General features: G+C 55.9%; 9 protein-coding genes. 5 read left to right on the top strand and 4 right to left on the bottom strand.

All coding sequences use genetic code 11. From position 1 onward, the window contains the following. Positions 1-149 precede the first annotated feature (149 nt). From metC to mgtA, 3 genes are all read right to left on the bottom strand, one after another. Entirely contained in the window at positions 150-1,337 is a 1,188-nt protein-coding gene (gene metC / locus KGP16_RS02940; protein ID WP_223500800.1) for a cystathionine beta-lyase, read from the bottom strand. Positions 1,338-1,471: 134 nt separating this feature from the next. Then, entirely contained in the window at positions 1,472-3,865 is a 2,394-nt protein-coding gene (locus KGP16_RS02935; protein ID WP_223500799.1) for a beta-N-acetylhexosaminidase, read from the bottom strand. A 155-nt stretch (positions 3,866-4,020) separates the two neighbouring features. After that, positions 4,021-6,729 carry a magnesium-translocating P-type ATPase gene (gene mgtA / locus KGP16_RS02930; protein ID WP_223500798.1) on the bottom strand — a complete coding sequence of 903 codons (2,709 nt, stop codon included), beginning with the start codon at positions 6,727-6,729 and terminating at the stop codon, positions 4,021-4,023. Positions 6,730-7,141: 412 nt separating this feature from the next. Here mgtA and treR point away from each other — a divergent pair, with 412 nt between their 5' ends. The 5 genes from treR (at position 7,142) to KGP16_RS02905 (ending at position 15,112) form a co-directional block, all read left to right on the top strand. Then, entirely contained in the window at positions 7,142-8,089 is a 948-nt protein-coding gene (gene treR, locus KGP16_RS02925) for a trehalose operon repressor TreR (RefSeq protein WP_223500797.1), read from the top strand. 190 nt (positions 8,090-8,279) lie between these two features. After that, on the top strand, positions 8,280-9,695 hold the full coding sequence (gene treB / locus KGP16_RS02920; protein WP_021179093.1) for a PTS trehalose transporter subunit IIBC: 1,416 nt from the start codon (positions 8,280-8,282) through the stop codon (positions 9,693-9,695). Between the two features lie 18 nt (positions 9,696-9,713). Further along, positions 9,714-11,378 (top strand): alpha,alpha-phosphotrehalase, encoded by a 1,665-nt coding sequence (gene treC, locus KGP16_RS02915; protein ID WP_223500796.1) that lies wholly within the window; start codon positions 9,714-9,716, stop codon positions 11,376-11,378. Positions 11,379-11,870: 492 nt separating this feature from the next. Continuing rightward, positions 11,871-13,904, top strand: coding sequence for a glycoside hydrolase family 3 N-terminal domain-containing protein (locus tag KGP16_RS02910; protein ID WP_223500795.1), 2,034 nt, complete (start codon positions 11,871-11,873; stop codon positions 13,902-13,904). A gap of 248 nt (positions 13,905-14,152) precedes the next feature. Beyond that, positions 14,153-15,112, top strand: coding sequence for an IS110 family transposase (locus KGP16_RS02905; protein WP_223500794.1), 960 nt, complete (start codon positions 14,153-14,155; stop codon positions 15,110-15,112). Between the two features lie 188 nt (positions 15,113-15,300). Here KGP16_RS02905 and KGP16_RS02900 read toward each other — a convergent pair whose 3' ends face one another. Continuing rightward, a complete protein-coding gene (locus KGP16_RS02900; protein WP_223500793.1) occupies positions 15,301-15,825 on the bottom strand; it encodes an NAD(P)H-dependent oxidoreductase in 525 nt (174 codons plus the stop codon). Positions 15,826-15,837: the final 12 nt, after the last annotated feature.

Genomic DNA, 15,837 nt, shown 5'->3' with positions numbered 1-15,837 from the left:
TGCATTTCCCCAAGGAGAGGGAGCTGATAGCCTCTGCTCTTTTGGAAGTAAAGAGGTAATAGCGCCCAGCAGAGCCAAGGTAAGTCACTACAATTTCAAACACACTCGGTCGGTCCCCTCTCCCTGTGGGTGAGGGTTAGGGTGAGGGGTCACTTCAGACGCGCAAAGCCCGCTTCCAGATCGGCGATCAGGTCGTCAATATTCTCAAAACCGATATGAACACGCACTAATGTGCCGCTAAAGTCCACCTTGGCCGCCGGGCGGATCTCGTTCAATTCTTCCGGCTGGTTGGCCAGGATCAGCGATTCAAACCCGCCCCACGAATAGGCCATGCTGAAGTGCTCAAAATGGTCCAGATAGTGGGCAACCTGCTCATTGGTCAGCCGTGCTTTCAGCACAAAAGAGAATAACCCGCAGCTACCGCTGAAATCCCGCTGGAAGAATTCATGCCCTTTACAAGAAGGCAGCGCCGGATGGTTGACCCGCTCCACCTCCGGCCGTGCCGCCAACCATTCGGCAATGGCGATACTGCTGATCTCATGTTGCTTGAGGCGGACACCCAGCGTTCTCAGGCCACGGCTACCGTTATAGGCGGTATCCGCGTCGGCCATTTGCCCCATCAGGTAGGAGTTTTCACGCAGTTGGTCCCAGCAACGAGCGTTCGACACGGCGGTACCCAACATGGCGTCGGAATGGCCAATGATGTATTTGGTTCCGGCCTGAATAGAGATATCCACGTCAAAATCCAGCGCCTTGAACAGAATGCCCGCCGCCCAGGTGTTATCAATCATGATGACGATATCTGGGTTCACGGCCCGAGCTGCCTTCACCATCGCCGGTACGTCCTGGACTTCCATGGTGATAGAGCTTGGGGACTCCAGGAACAGCACTTTGGTATTGGACTGGATCAGCTCGGCAATCCCGGCACCGATCAGCGGGTCATAATAGGTGGTTGCCACGCCCAGCTTGCTCAGGATCTTGTTGCAGAAATCCTGCGTCGGCTCATAGGCGGCTCCGGTCATCAGGATATGGTCGCCACTGGCAACAAACGCCAGGATAGCATTAGTGACAGCCGCCGCCCCACAAGGGTAAAGCGAGCAGCCTACCCCGCCTTCCAGCTCGGCCATCGCGTCCTGGAATGAGAAATGCGTCAGGGTGCCGCGACGCCCGTAGAATAGCTCACCTTTAGCACGGTTGGCGGTGGCAAACTTTTTGGCCTGCACCGTATCAAAGGTTAAGGAAGAGGCGCGTTGGATCACCGGGTTGACCGATCCTTGGGTGAATCGAGGCTTACGGCCAGCGGTGACCAGGGCGGTTTCTATTTTTTTAGCTGTCATAATCTGCCTGCTATTTATCGTCAATCAATAAAGTAGAGCGATATCCTTCACCTTTCAAGCTGAAGCTTGATAACGATAAAACTCTCACCAAGGAAAGCAACGGGGACGGCAATAGCGGCCATCCCCTGTCAGGATTATTGCACCTTTACGGCGCGCAACAGCGTTTCCAGCGGGTACACCGCCGCAATCACCACTTCATCCCGGATCTGTGCTGCCGCACCCAACTGTTGCTGAGCCTGTTCCGCCTCGTCTTTACTCAAAGGCTTCCCTTGCTGATAGCGTTCCAACAGCATCAAGCCCAGATCGGCCAACGCGCTGACATCCTGTACCACCGGTGCCAAATCCTTCATCACCACGTTACCGGCTATCACCTGCTTCACCGGTGCACCGTTACGTTGCCAGCGTTGCAGACGTTCACGGATCGCCTCCGCCGCTGCCCGATGGTTCTTGTCTTTGAGCAACAACGCCACCTGCTGATCGAGATCGCGTACCGCCGCACTTTCCGGTGGGATGGCATCGGCAAAGCGGTTCAGCGGCTCAAATTGATGGTAATTACCTGCCTTGAACTTCAGGTGCTGACGGGTGTAATACTGCCCCGGCTCCACCGCTTCGGCCAAGACCTGCAATGGGGTGATATCGACGCTGTTAGCTAAGCGGGTAAACTCGCGCGCCGTTTCAGCGTGCTGTTGCAGGCCAACAGACACCACCGACCAGGCATCTATCGCCGCCAGGCGTTGGTACATATTGTCCTCGTTGGTCACATCCTTGGCCGACCACATACGTTCCGCTACGGCAAAGGTTCTTGGCCACAGCTTGAGATCGAGCACCGGTGCGCGGATGTTTTCCGCCCAGAAGGCGGCTTCGCCCCCCAGAATATTGGCCTGATGCTGCTCATCCGGCACCACAGGCATCACGCCCGCCGGGATCGTCGTCAATTTACTGCCGCTGGTTGGGTAGCGCACGTTGCCCACCAGCGTGTAACCGCTCAATTGGTCCTGCTGCAAAGTAAATACCGGACGCGTGTCACCCATCCAGGTATCAATGCGGAAGGTCACCTGTTCTGGCGTACGCCACTCGATATCCCGTACAGCACGGCGCGATTTGTCTTTGAAATCGATAAAGCCACGCCATCCCTGCTTGCCTTCGATCAGCGTGAAGGTGCCTTCCACCGGGCTCCCCTTGAAACGCGGCATGCTGAACTGCCAGCTCTGCGCCTGCTCCCCCGCCTGCACGTTGGTATCTACCCCCAGCGGCTGCGGCAAAATTTCATTGCGATAGTGGTAGGCGGTGCTGTGCGGCTGATCGAGATAGAAACCGGTGGAGAGAATGCCTTGATAGCCATCCTGGGCGCTGGCCCCTAGCGAATCTGGCCCACGCCAGGATTGGATCACGATGGTGCGCGGCAAGGTCGGATGGTAAATCTCATCCCAACCCACCATGCGGCGCTGATGCTTTTCGAGGATCTTTTCCAGCTTCTGGTTGAAGAAAGCCTGCAGCGCATGGGCATCCGCCAGCTGGTTCTGCTGCATAAACGCCTGGATGGTTTTGGACTCTTTCCACTGGGTGGCATCCACCTCATCCCCACCGATATGCAAGTAAGGATCGGGGAAGATCGCCACCAATTCGCCGATGATGCTGTCGACAAACTGATAAACCTGGTCGTTCGAAGGATCGAGCGTGGGCTTGTGGACACCCCAGTGGCGTTCCATCTGATACGGCCCCGGCGCGCTGAGCAGCTCTGGGTAGGCAACGGCAATGGTAGAAGCATGGCCCGGAAGATCGATTTCTGGCACCACCCGGATACCCCGCGCCGTGGCATAGGCGACTACCTGCTGCATCTGTTCACGGGTGTAGAAATGGCCGTCACTGGCTAGTTGCTGTAGCTTTGGATAGTGCTCGGAAGCAAAGCGCCAGCCCTGATCGTCGGTTAGATGCCAGTGGAATACGTTGAGTTTAGCGGCCGCCATGCCATCAAGCTGGCGCAGAATATCCTCGACCGGCAGGAAATGGCGCGCCGAATCCAGCAGCACGCCGCGCCAAGGGAAACGCGGGACGTCGGTAATAAACACCTGCGGCATGAAAGTGTTTTCACCGTCGGTCTGCACCAGTTGCAGCAGCGTTTCCATGCCGCGTAGCGCACCGAAGCGAGTGTTGGCCGTCAGCGTCGCGCCCTGCGATGTCACCTTGAGCTGGTAGCTCTCATCGCTATCCGGTAACGGCTGTGCCGCAACCTGATGTTTGATGATGATGTTGATCGTTGCCGTCTGGTTTTTCTCGCCCTGTGGGGCCAACGTCCAACCGGTTTGCCGTTCAAGGCGATCGCGCCAGCGAGCCTGCGCTTCGCTCAAGTCATCGCCCTGAACGTTGAACGATAAGCGGTAATCCAGCACCAGATTGCCTTGCGGCTGAGCTAACTCAACCTGCTGCGGCCAGGGCATCAGCGGCAGATCGCCAGCCGGTTTAGCCAGCGCATTAAGGGAAAATAACAGCGAAGAAGCCAGTAGCGTATAACTGAAGGGTTTGTGCATCGGAAATTCCTCAGAGGAAAAATCAATCTAGCCAAGGAAGTAGATAAAGACTGAGCCGGAGGGAGATGTCCAACCGCAGGGGCAAAACGGTGCGATGGATCACAAATTGATTTGGTGGTGAGGAGATTTCCCTCCTCACCTCACCACCAGCAAAATTACTGCCAGCCATACCGGCGGACAAACCAGCCTTTCACGCACTGGGTCAGCACCATGTAACCCGCCAGGATCAGCACCAGCCAAGGGAAATAGCTCAGCGGCAACGCCTGCAGCTGCAGGAAGCCCGCCAGCGGCGAGAAGGTCAGGCCGATACCGACGGCGATCACCGCCAACGTCATCACGCACAGCGGCCAGGATGGGCGGCTCTGGATAAACGGAATTTTGCGCGTACGGATCATATGGACGATCAGCGTCTGCGACAGCAGTCCTTCCACAAACCAGCCGGACTGGAACAGCGTCTGCATTTCCGGCGTATTGGCCTGGAACACGTACCACATCAGGGCAAAGGTCAGCACGTCAAAGATCGAGCTGATCGGCCCAAAGAACACCATAAAGCGCCCCAGATCGCCAGAGTTCCAACGCTGTGGCTTGGTGATCTGATCGTCATCGACGTTATCGAACGGGATGGCAATCTGCGAAATATCGTACAGCAGGTTCTGGATCAACAGATGCAGCGGCAACATCGGCAGGAAGGGTAAAAAGGCGCTGGCGATCAGCACGCTGAAGACGTTACCGAAGTTGGAGCTGGCCGTCATCTTGATGTATTTCAGCATGTTGGCAAAGGTGCGGCGGCCTTCGATCACCCCCTGCTCCAGCACCATCAGGCTTTTTTCCAACAGGATGATATCTGCCGCTTCCTTGGCGATATCCACTGCAGAATCTACCGAAATACCGATATCCGCTGCACGCAGTGCCGGGGCATCGTTGATACCGTCACCCATAAAGCCCACCACGTGGCCCTGCTTACGCAGCAGTTGGACGATGCGCTCTTTGTGCAGCGGCGTCAGCTTGGCAAACACCGTGGTACGCGCCGCCGCGGCGACCAGCGTGGCGTCATCCATCAGTTCGATCTCGCTGCCACGCAGGATATGCTCCGCATCCAGCCCCACGTCCTTACACACCTTGGCGGCGACCAGTTCGTTGTCGCCGGTGAGGATTTTGACGGTTACACCATTCTTTTTCAGCGCAGCCAACGCCGGTGCGGTGCTCTCCTTCGGCGGATCGAGGAAGGCGATATAGCCTTCGAGGATCAGATCCGATTCATCCGCCACGCCATACTCATGATCCGTCGCTGGCAGGATCTTGTTGGCCACCGCCACCACGCGCAGCCCTTGCTGGTTCAGCTCGTTGGTAACACGGCGGATACGCGCCAGCAGCGCTTCACTGAGCGGGATCACTTCATCTCCCTGCCGCACGTGGCTACAGATCGACAGCATCTCTTCCAGTGCGCCCTTACAGATTAGCTCGTGGTATTGCGCCTCTTTGGCAACGACTACCGACATGCGGCGACGTTCGAAATCGAACGGGATCTCGTCCACTTTGCGGTAATGCTGCAACGCGTCCGGCTGCTGGCTTTCGTCGGCACAGGTCAGCACCGCCACATCCAGCAGGTTTTTCAGCCCGGTCTGGTAGAAGCTATTCAGCCAGGCGTAGCGCAGCACCCGCTCGCTGTTAGCACCAAACACGTCGGTATGGCGCTCCAGCACAATTTTGTCCTGAGTCAGCGTGCCGGTTTTATCGGTGCACAGTATATCCATCGCGCCAAAGTTCTGGATCGCGTCCAGACGTTTGACGATCACCTTCTGGCGCGACAGCTTGACCGCCCCTTTCGCCAAAGTAGAGGTGACGATCATCGGCAGCATTTCCGGCGTCAGCCCCACGGCCACCGAGAGCGCAAACAGCGCCGCTTCCCACCAGTCGCCTTTGGTAAAGCCGTTAATCAGCAGCACGATCGGCGTCATCACCAGCATGAAGCGGATCAACAGCCAGCTTACTTTGCTGATACCGGCCTGGAAGGCGTTGGGCTGCTCATCCTGGCTGGTCACCCGCTGTGCCAACTGGCCGAAGTAGGTTTCGCTGCCGGTGCCGATCACCATGGCCAGCGCGGTACCGCTAACGACGTTGGTGCCCATGAAGCACAGGTTTTGGCACTCCAACGGATCGCTCACCTGGCTACGGGGATCTGCCACTTTTTCTACCGGCAGTGACTCACCGGTCAACGCTGCCTGGCTGATAAACAGATCCTTGGCAGACAACAACCGCAGATCCGCCGGGATCATATCCCCAGCCGATAGCTTGATGATATCGCCCGGCACCAACTGTGAGATCGGCAGTTCGCTATGTTCACTTTTACCGGTATGCGCATCGCTGCGGTACACCGTTGCGGTGTTGCTGACCATAGCCTTCAGCGCGTCCGCCGCCTTGTTGGAGCGGGCTTCCTGGATAAAATGCAGTAACGTGGAGATCAGCACCATCAGCCCAATCACCAGCGCGGCAATCAGATCTTCGGTGGCGTAGGAAATCAGCCCCAGTACGGTCAGCAGCAGATTGAACGGGTTGCTGTAGCAGTGCCACAAATGCTTCCACCAACTTTCAGCAAGCTGGTTTTCGATGGTGTTGCTACCAAACTGGCCGCGGGCGGTTTCTGCTTCCTGCTCGGTGATGCCTTCCGGGTGGCTGTTGAAACGCTCATACAGTTGCATCGCGCTGGCGGCGGCACATTCCAGACGTTGTTGCGCCAAACCGGCAGGCAACTCTTGCGCCGATCCACTGACGCTTTCCAACAGCGCATCACGCCGCACCAGACGGCGTGGCAAATTGCGGCTGAGTAGACCCAGCAGCCGACGGGGGATTTGTTTTAATTTCATCGTTCGCACCTCATTGCCCAGCGCCTCACGGCAGTGGGTGAACGGCGGATCGGCTCGCTGGCTTGATTTTCGGACGCGCCAAAAATCCTCCGCCGGAGCAGATCACTGATTTTCAATCACAACAGAGGCGAACTATCGAACAAGTGCCGCTGCTTACCTAAACCGGTAAAACAGCAACGCAGAGCGGAGAGGTTTTACCGGGGAACCGAATGAGTAGTGTCGGGGCTCGGATCAGGATCCATTCAGGGATTTACCTCAGGTCAAAGAAAAAGTGGGAACGGCAAAGGCGGCCATTCCGTTTTGCAACACTATGGGCTGCGCACCAAGATCCGCGCGTTAAAATACGCTATGGTAGCGAGCATAAGTGGGATGTTGTAAGTTTAAGCCTCATAACCTAAACGATAAGTAAACCATGCAAAACCGGCTGACAATCAAGGATATCGCCCGCCTGAGCGGGGTAGGCAAGTCTACCGTCTCACGCGTGATGAATAACGAAGGCAGCGTAAGCCCGCAAACCCGTGAACGGGTGGAGTCGGTGATCCGCAGCCAGGGGTTTACCCCATCAAAATCGGCGCGAGCCATGCGCGGCCAGAGCGACAAAGTGGTCGCCATTATCGTTTCCCGTCTGGATTCCCCTTCGGAAAATCAGGCCGTGCGCACCATGCTGCCGCTGCTGTATCAGCAGGGCTTCGATCCGATCGTGATGGAAAGCCAGTTTGAAACCCGGCTGGTAGAGGAGCACCTCAACGTACTGCGCCAGCGCAACGTCGATGGCGTGATCCTGTTCGGCTTTACCGGCCTGACCGCTGACATGCTCAAACCATGGCAGGAAAAGATGGTGGTAGTCGCCCGCGAATATCCGGGGATCTCCTCCGTTTGTTATGACGATGAAGGAGCCGTGAAACTGCTGATGCAGCGCTTACGCAAGCAGGGTCATAGCCATATCAGCTACCTTGGCGTACAGGAGTCCGATGCCACCACCGGGATGCGTCGTCATCAGGCCTATCTGGATACCTGTCGCGAACAGAAGATCTCACCGGTCGTGGCGCTGGGAGAACTGAGCTATCAGAGCGGCTTCCAACAGGCCGCCAACGTGATTGAACCGCAAACCACCGCGCTGGTGTGCGCCTCCGATACCATCGCGCTAGGTGCGATGAAGTACCTGCAACAGCAACAGATTACGCCGATCCAGGTGTGCGCCATCGGTAACACTCCGATGCTCAACTTCTTGTTCCCAGAGACATTTTCCGTTGAATTAGGTTATGGCACCGCTGGGCAGCAGGCGGCCCTTCAACTGCTGGGCCAGTTGAGTGGTGAACTGAGCATCCGCCAAATCATTATCCCCTGCAAACTTGCCTGACAACGGGCGCACCATGCGGCGCCCCCTTCGTATCGTAGCCAGCATTCGTTGTGACGCTACCTGAGGCTTTCTTGTTCGTTTTGTGATCCTTACCGCAAGTTGGGAACGTTCCCATTTAATAACCACGGCCAAGTGACTAAGCTTAAAAACATCAATACCTCTGAGCCTCACTGATAACAAAGGTGCCATAATGAGCAAAGTTCAGCAGCAGGACATCGATCGCCTGATCGTGCTGGTGGGTGGCCGCGAGAATATCGCCACCGTCAGCCACTGCATTACCCGCCTGCGTTTCGTCCTTAACGATCCCGCCAAGGCCAAGCCGAAAGAGATTGAGCAGTTGCGCATGGTCAAAGGCTGCTTCACCAACGCCGGGCAGTTCCAGGTGGTGATCGGCCCCGAAGTCGGTGATTACTATCAGGCGTTAATCGCTGCCACCGGCATCAACGAAGCCGATAAAGAACAGGCCAAGCTGGCCGCCCGCCAGAATATGACCTGGTTTGAACGTGGCATCTCCCACTTCGCCGAGATCTTCTTCCCGCTGCTGCCAGCCCTGATCAGCGGCGGTTTGATCCTGGGTTTCCGCAACGTGATCGGCGATATCCCGATGTCCGGCGGCCAAACGCTGGCCCAGATGCACCCCGCCTGGAAAACCATTTACGACTTCCTGTGGCTCTTGGGCGAGGCCATCTTTATGTTCCTGCCGGTGGCCATCTGTTGGTCAACGGTGAAGAAGATGGGCGGTACCCCGGTGCTAGGCATCGTGATGGGGATCACCCTGGTCTCCCCACAGCTGATGAACTCCTACCTGCTCGGCCAGCAAGTGCCGGAAGTGTGGAACTTTGGCTGGTTCACCATTGAGAAAGTGGGCTATCAGGCGCAGGTGATCCCGTCGATCCTCGCCGGTATGGCGCTGGGCTGGATCGAAACCCGTCTGAAAAAGATCGTGCCGGATTATCTGTATCTGGTGGTGGTACCGGTAGTTTCTCTGCTGCTGGCCGTGTTCTTGGCACACACGCTGATCGGTCCGTTTGGCCGCATGATCGGTGATGGCGTAGCCTGGGCGGTGAAGTGGGTGATGACCGGTAGTTTTGCCCCAATCGGCGCGGCACTGTTTGGCTTCCTGTATGCACCGTTGGTGATCACCGGGGTGCATCAGACCACGCTGGCCATCGATATGCAGATGATCCAAAGCATGGGCGGCACGCCAGTCTGGCCACTGATTGCCCTGTCCAATATCGCGCAAGCCTCGGCGGTGCTGGGCATCATCATCGTCAGCCGCAAGGCCAACGAACGTGAAATTTCCGTACCGGCCGCTATCTCCGCCTATCTCGGCGTTACCGAACCGGCCATGTACGGTATCAACCTGAAATATCGCTTCCCTATGCTGTGCGCGATGATCGGCTCCGCCTTCGCAGGCTTGATTTGTGGCCTGACCGGCGTGATGGCTAACGGCATCGGCGTGGGCGGCCTGCCGGGCATCCTGTCTATCCAACCGCAGTTCTGGCTGATCTACTCGGTAGCCATCCTGGTGGCCGTGGTGATCCCGCTGCTGTTGACCATGATGGTTTACAAACGCAAAGCCAGCCGCGGCGAGTTGCCGGTTTAAACTGAAAGGTATTTTTTTATGAGCAATATCATCCCTTGGTGGCAGAACGGCGTTATTTATCAAATCTATCCGAAGAGCTTCCAGGACAGCACCGGTAACGGCTATGGCGATCTGGCTGGGGTGACACAACGGCTGGACTACTTGCAGGAACTGGGCGTCGATGCCATTTGGCTGACGCCGGTCTATGTCTCGCCCCAGGTCGATAATGGCTACGACGTCGCCGATTACTGCGCCATCGATCCGGCCTACGGCACCATGGCCGACTTCGAACACCTGGTGGCACAGGCCCACCAGCGCAGCATCCGTATCGTGATGGATATGGTGTTTAACCACACCTCCACCGAGCATCCGTGGTTTAAGGCTTCGCAGGATCCTGCCAGCCCGCTACGCCAGTTCTACATCTGGCGCGATGGCGAAGGTGACGCCCTGCCCAACAACTGGCGTTCCAAGTTTGGCGGTAACGCCTGGCAATGGCATGCCGACAGCGGCCAATATTACCTGCACCTGTTTGCTACCGAGCAGGCCGACCTGAACTGGGAACACCCGCCGGTGCGCGAAGAGCTGAAGAAAGTGTGCCAGTTCTGGGCAGATAAAGGCGTGGATGGGCTGCGCCTTGACGTAATCAACCTGGTGTCCAAGCAGCAGGACTTCCCAAGCGATAGCCAGGGCGATGGCCGCCGTTTCTACACCGACGGCCCGCGCATTCACGAGTTTTTGCAGGAGATGAGCCGCGACGTGTTCCAGCCACGCGGCCTGATGACCGTGGGCGAGATGTCTTCAACCTCGCTGGAGCATTGCCAACAGTATGCGGCGCAAAGCGGTGCCGAGCTGTCGATGACCTTCAACTTCCACCATCTGAAAGTAGACTATGCCAATGGGCAGAAATGGACGCTGGCCGCGCCGGATTACGTCGAGTTGAAGCAGATTTTCCACCACTGGCAGCAAGGCATGCATAACCGCGCCTGGAACGCTTTGTTCTGGTGCAATCACGACCAGCCGCGCATCGTTTCGCGCTTTGGCGACGAGGGCGAACTGCGAGTCACCGCAGCCAAGATGCTGGCAATGGTGCTGCACGGTATGCAGGGCACGCCGTATATCTATCAGGGTGAAGAGATCGGCATGACCAATCCGGGCTTCCAGCAAATCGAAAGCTATCGCGATGTGGAAAGCCTGAATATGTACGCCGAACTGCTGGCTCAGGGAAGAAACGAAGATGAACTGTTGGCTATTCTGGCCAGCAAATCACGGGACAATGGTCGCACGCCGATGCAGTGGGACGCAACAGCCCACGCTGGCTTCACCACCGGTACGCCTTGGATTGCCTGTGCAGAGAACTACCCGCAGATTAATGCCACGGCAGCACTGGCCGATCGGGATTCGGTGTTTTACGCTTATCGCCATCTGATCGCCCTGCGCAAGCAGTATCCGCTGCTGACTCGCGGCGACTATCAGGATCTGGCCCCGGCTCACCCGGCATTGTGGTGTTATCAACGGAGTTGGAATGGGCAACGGTTGCTGGTCGTTGCGAACCTGAGCCGCGAACCGTTGGCATGGGATGCCGCCGGCGTTGAGTTTTCTGAACTGTGGCGACCGCTGATAAGCAACTATATGGATGCTGCAGAGCAGCCACGGGCCGGAGTTTTGCGGCCTTTCGAAGCAAGTTGGTGGCTGCTGGAGTCCTGATTGGCCACCGGGAGTTGTTTGCTACAACCTATACATAATCGTTTGAAAAATAATGATTTTGCAGGGCTTGAACAATGAAATTGGCGCTGAGAACACTTCCTCTGTTACTCAGCGCCAGGCAGAGGCCAAAAGGCAGCGGATCTAACCGCAACGCCCTGCCGTTGAATCATATATTTAACACTGAGTAATTGACCTTTATTATTCCCCGTATAAATAAGTCACCCGGCACAATTACACTTAACTCCCCTATATTTCTTCCCAAATCATTATTACGCTATTTCAGGCGTAAAAAGATCTGTATCCAAGATTAAAATGTGAAGGATATCCCAAATTGTAAATAGATTTATTTCACGCTGTAAAAAAAACATGCAATAATAGGTAAAAACCAGATTAAAAACATAACTCAATAATAAATATAAGCATTTTAATTAAACCACCAGACTGATTTTTCCCATCGGCCTTTTTTACCTCTCGTGAAATGGAGCACTCTTTATGACCATCAAAAGGAAGTCGATATTTATAGTCAGTGGTTTATTCGCCGCCGGATTGACCGGCTGTGACAATAATGACACCCAGATTACTCCGAGTAAGCAGGCGGAGCTGGAGAGCAGAAATATTCCCACGCTTACCGTCGATGGGCTGAAATTTAAAGATCTGAATAAAAACGGCCAGCTAGACCCTTATGAAGACTGGCGTCTTGATAGCGCCACCCGCGCCCGCGATTTGACCGCCCGCATGAACGTGGAAGAAAAAGCCGGTGCCATGATGCATGGTACCATTGGCCTCGATGGTGCTGGCCGCGTCGATATCAGCGCCGCCGAAGAAGACGTGAACCAACGCTTCGTCAACACCTTCATTACCCGCATGGCGGGCGATCCACAGCATATTTCCGCCGATAACAATGCGCTGCAGGAAATGGCCGAGAAGTCTCGCCTCGGTATTCCAGTGACCATCAGTACCGACCCACGCAACCACTTCGTTAACGATCCGAATGCCACCAGCGTCGCGGCAGGCAGTTTCTCACAATGGCCAGAGCCGCTCGGCCTGGCGGCAATCGATGATACGGCACTGTCCAAAACCTTTGGTGATATCGCCCGTCAGGAGTATCGGGCCGTTGGGATCCATATGGCGTTATCACCGCAGGCCGACCTTGCCACCGAACCGCGCTGGGGCCGCATCAACGGTACCTTCGGCGAGGATAACCAACTCGCCAAACGCCAAGTGCAAGCCTATATCGAAGGCTTCCAGCATGGTGACAAAGGCCTGACCCAAGACAGCGTCATCACCGTAGTAAAACACTTTGCCGGTGGCGGTCCACAGCTTGGCGGGTTGGATCCGCATAATATCTTTGGTAAAGAGCAGGTCTATCCGGGGGACAATCTGGAATACCATCTGGTCCCGTTCGAAGGGGCATTTGCCGCCAATGTGGCCTCGGTGATGCCCTATTACGGCCAACCGATCAACCTGTGGTACAAGGATCAGCTGATTGAAGAAGTAGGCTTTGGCTTTAATAAGCAGGTGTTAACCGAGATGCTGCGTGGCCGCTTTGGCTTCACCGGCGTAGTGCTGAGTGACTGGGGCATCCTGGAAAGCTGCGAAGGTAAATGCGCCACCGGCATCAGCGATGCCGACATCGCCGCCGGAGTCTCACCTTGGGCTGCCGGGATCGGCATGTCGTGGGGCGTTGAGAATCTCACCCGCCAGGAACGCGTAGTGAAAGCGGTGGAAGCCGGCATCGATCAGTTCGGCGGTACCAGCGATCCTAGCGATCTGATAGAAGCCATCAACCAGCAACAGCTGCCGATCGCCACCATCGATGCTTCCGTCACACGTATTTTGCAGCAGAAGTTTGAGCTGGGGCTGTTTGAGAAACCTTACGTGGACGAAGCCAAAGCGGTGAAAATCGTCGGCAACGCGGAATTCCAACAGCAAGGGGATGACGCACAGCGCCGTGCGCAGATCCTGTTGCAGAATAATAATTCCCTGCTGCCATTGGCGCTGAGCGGCAAAAAGGTGTTCCTGCATAACGTCAACGCTACCGTGGCGGCACGCTATGGGTTGGAAGTCGTCGCTACGCCGCAAGAGGCGGAGATCGCCATCCTGCGAGTAGATACGCCGCATCAGAACGATCCGCACTACCCGTTTGGCGTTTCGGTCAACTTTGGTCAGCTGGGCTTTGACGATGCCGAAACCGTGGTGCTGGATGAGAAAGCTGGCACTTACAGCGGCAGTGAAGACTATAGACTGATCAAACAGGTGAAGGCGCTCAACCTGCCAACGGTGATTTCCGTTTACCTCGATCGTCCGGCGATCCTGACCAACATCGTGGATAAAACCGACGTACTGCTGGCCAACTTTGGCGCATCCGATGAGGCGGTGCTGGATGTGATCACCGGCAAGAGCAAGGCACAGGGTAAGTTACCGTTTGAGCTGCCATCCAGCTGGCAGGCGGTGCTGGATCAGAAAGAGGACGTGGCGCACGATTCTGTCGATCCTCTGTTCCCAATCGGCGCGGGTATTCTGTAATACGGCCCTCACCCCAACCCTTATGTCTTGATCTTCTCCGCCTTAGCGGAGAAGATCCCCGACTGATCATCGGGAGATAGCCGGTGAGCTCCCCCTAACCCTAGTGCCTATGAGCCCGTGGGAGAGATTGTGCCCCGGCTGTCTATTTCCCTGTCGCCTTGTAGACCGAACGGTATCCTGTGCCTATGAGCACCTACATATAAGGATGGTCCGGCGATAAATTTCAGACATGGTTATGGAGTGCCATAATGCGTAGAACCCCTGTCGGCGTTGATATCGCTAAACACAAATTTGATGTCGCCGTACTGCTGGACAATCAGAAGTATAAAACCAAAAAGTTTGCCAATACCCCTTCTGGATGCCGCGAGTTCGCAGCCTGGTTGAGCCGCTTTGGCGACTGTCATGTCTGTATGGAAGCCACCGGGAGCTACAGCACGGAACTGGCCACTTATCTGGCAGACAACAACTACCACGTCAGTCTGATGAACCCGGCGTGTATCCATTCCTTCGGCAATACAGAACTGGCCCGGAACAAAACGGACAAAAGCGATGCAGCGATGATAGCCCGCTACTGCGCACTGCATCAGCCTGCCCCGTGGTTCCCAGCCCCGTTGAGCGAGCGCCAGTTGACCGCGTTGGTCAGGCATCTTAAGAACCTGGAAGAGATGCGTCAGATGGAAGAAAATCGCCTGGAGGTGGCCGAAGCAGTCATCGTCCCTTCACTCAATGAGCACATCGCCACGTTGGATGAACTGATACGAGAAACGAAAAAGAAAATCAGTCAGCACATCGATGATAACCCTGACCTGAAACGGGACAGCGAGTTGCTAAAAAGTATCCCTGGAGTGGGAGAGATGCTGAGCTCCAGCCTGCTGGCCTTCGCAGGAAACCTGCGTCGGTTCACCAGCAGCAAGGCCCTGGTAGCGTACGCAGGACTGAATCCACAGCGATGTGAGTCGGGGATGTTTAAAGGGAAAAGCCGGTTATCGAAAGTGGGGCACGGTGAGCTGCGAAGTGCGTTATACATGCCCGCGGTAGCGGCAGGCCAATACAATGTTGTGGTTAAAGACTTAACAGAAAGGCTGAAGTTGCGTGGGAAGTCGGGCAAAGAAAGAGTGTGTGCGGCGATGCGAAAGTTGCTGCAACTGGCCTATGGTGTGGTGAAATCAGGAAAGACATTTAATGCGGAAATACCGCTTGCCGGATAGCCGACAAGACGGTATCTCTCCCAAAGGGAGAGGGAGCTGATAGCCCCTGCTCGTTTGGTAGTAAAGCGATAACCTCAGCAAACACGCTCGATCGGTCCCCTCCCACAGGGAGACGGGTTATCAAACAGTTGCCACACTTAACACCGAACAGCAAACTTCGGTGTTAAGTGTTCAGGATGTCCCCGAACTTAAAAACTTTTCACCAGCTTCACTACTTCCGCCGCTTCCTCTGCCAGCTTCTCATCGCTCATATCAAATACGCCCTGCACCAGATGCGGCGGCAAATAATCCATACCGGTCAGATTGGCGACGGCGTTAAACGGCCGCAGCAGGTCGGCTACCGGATAGCGGTTATAGCCAGCCGGTGAATAGGCCTGCGCGTTGCCCCCGGTGCTAACCACCAGTTGCAAAGGCTTACCCTGCAGCTGATTACCTTCGCTACCATAGGCGAAACCGTGGGTTAATACCGCATCCTGCCATTCGCTGAGGATCGCCGGTGAGCTGTACCAATAAAACGGAAACAGCATCACTACCACATCGTGCGCTTGCAGCAGTTCCTGCTCGCGGGCCACATCAATCTGGTAGTCCGGGTAAACGCGCATCAGTTCATGCACGGTGACGTTAGGTAAAGGACGCAGCGCCTCGATCAGCGCCTTATTGATGCGGGATTCGTCGGGGAAACGGTGGGCGGCCAACACTAAAATACGCGACATGGGGAAATCCTT

The sequence above is a fragment of the Serratia sp. JSRIV006 genome (assembly GCF_019968685.1).
Classification (GTDB): Bacteria; Pseudomonadota; Gammaproteobacteria; order Enterobacterales; family Enterobacteriaceae; genus Chania; species Chania fonticola_B.
The sequence above is the reverse complement of the archived record's forward strand: the minus strand, read 5'-3'. Positions and strand labels throughout refer to the sequence as shown.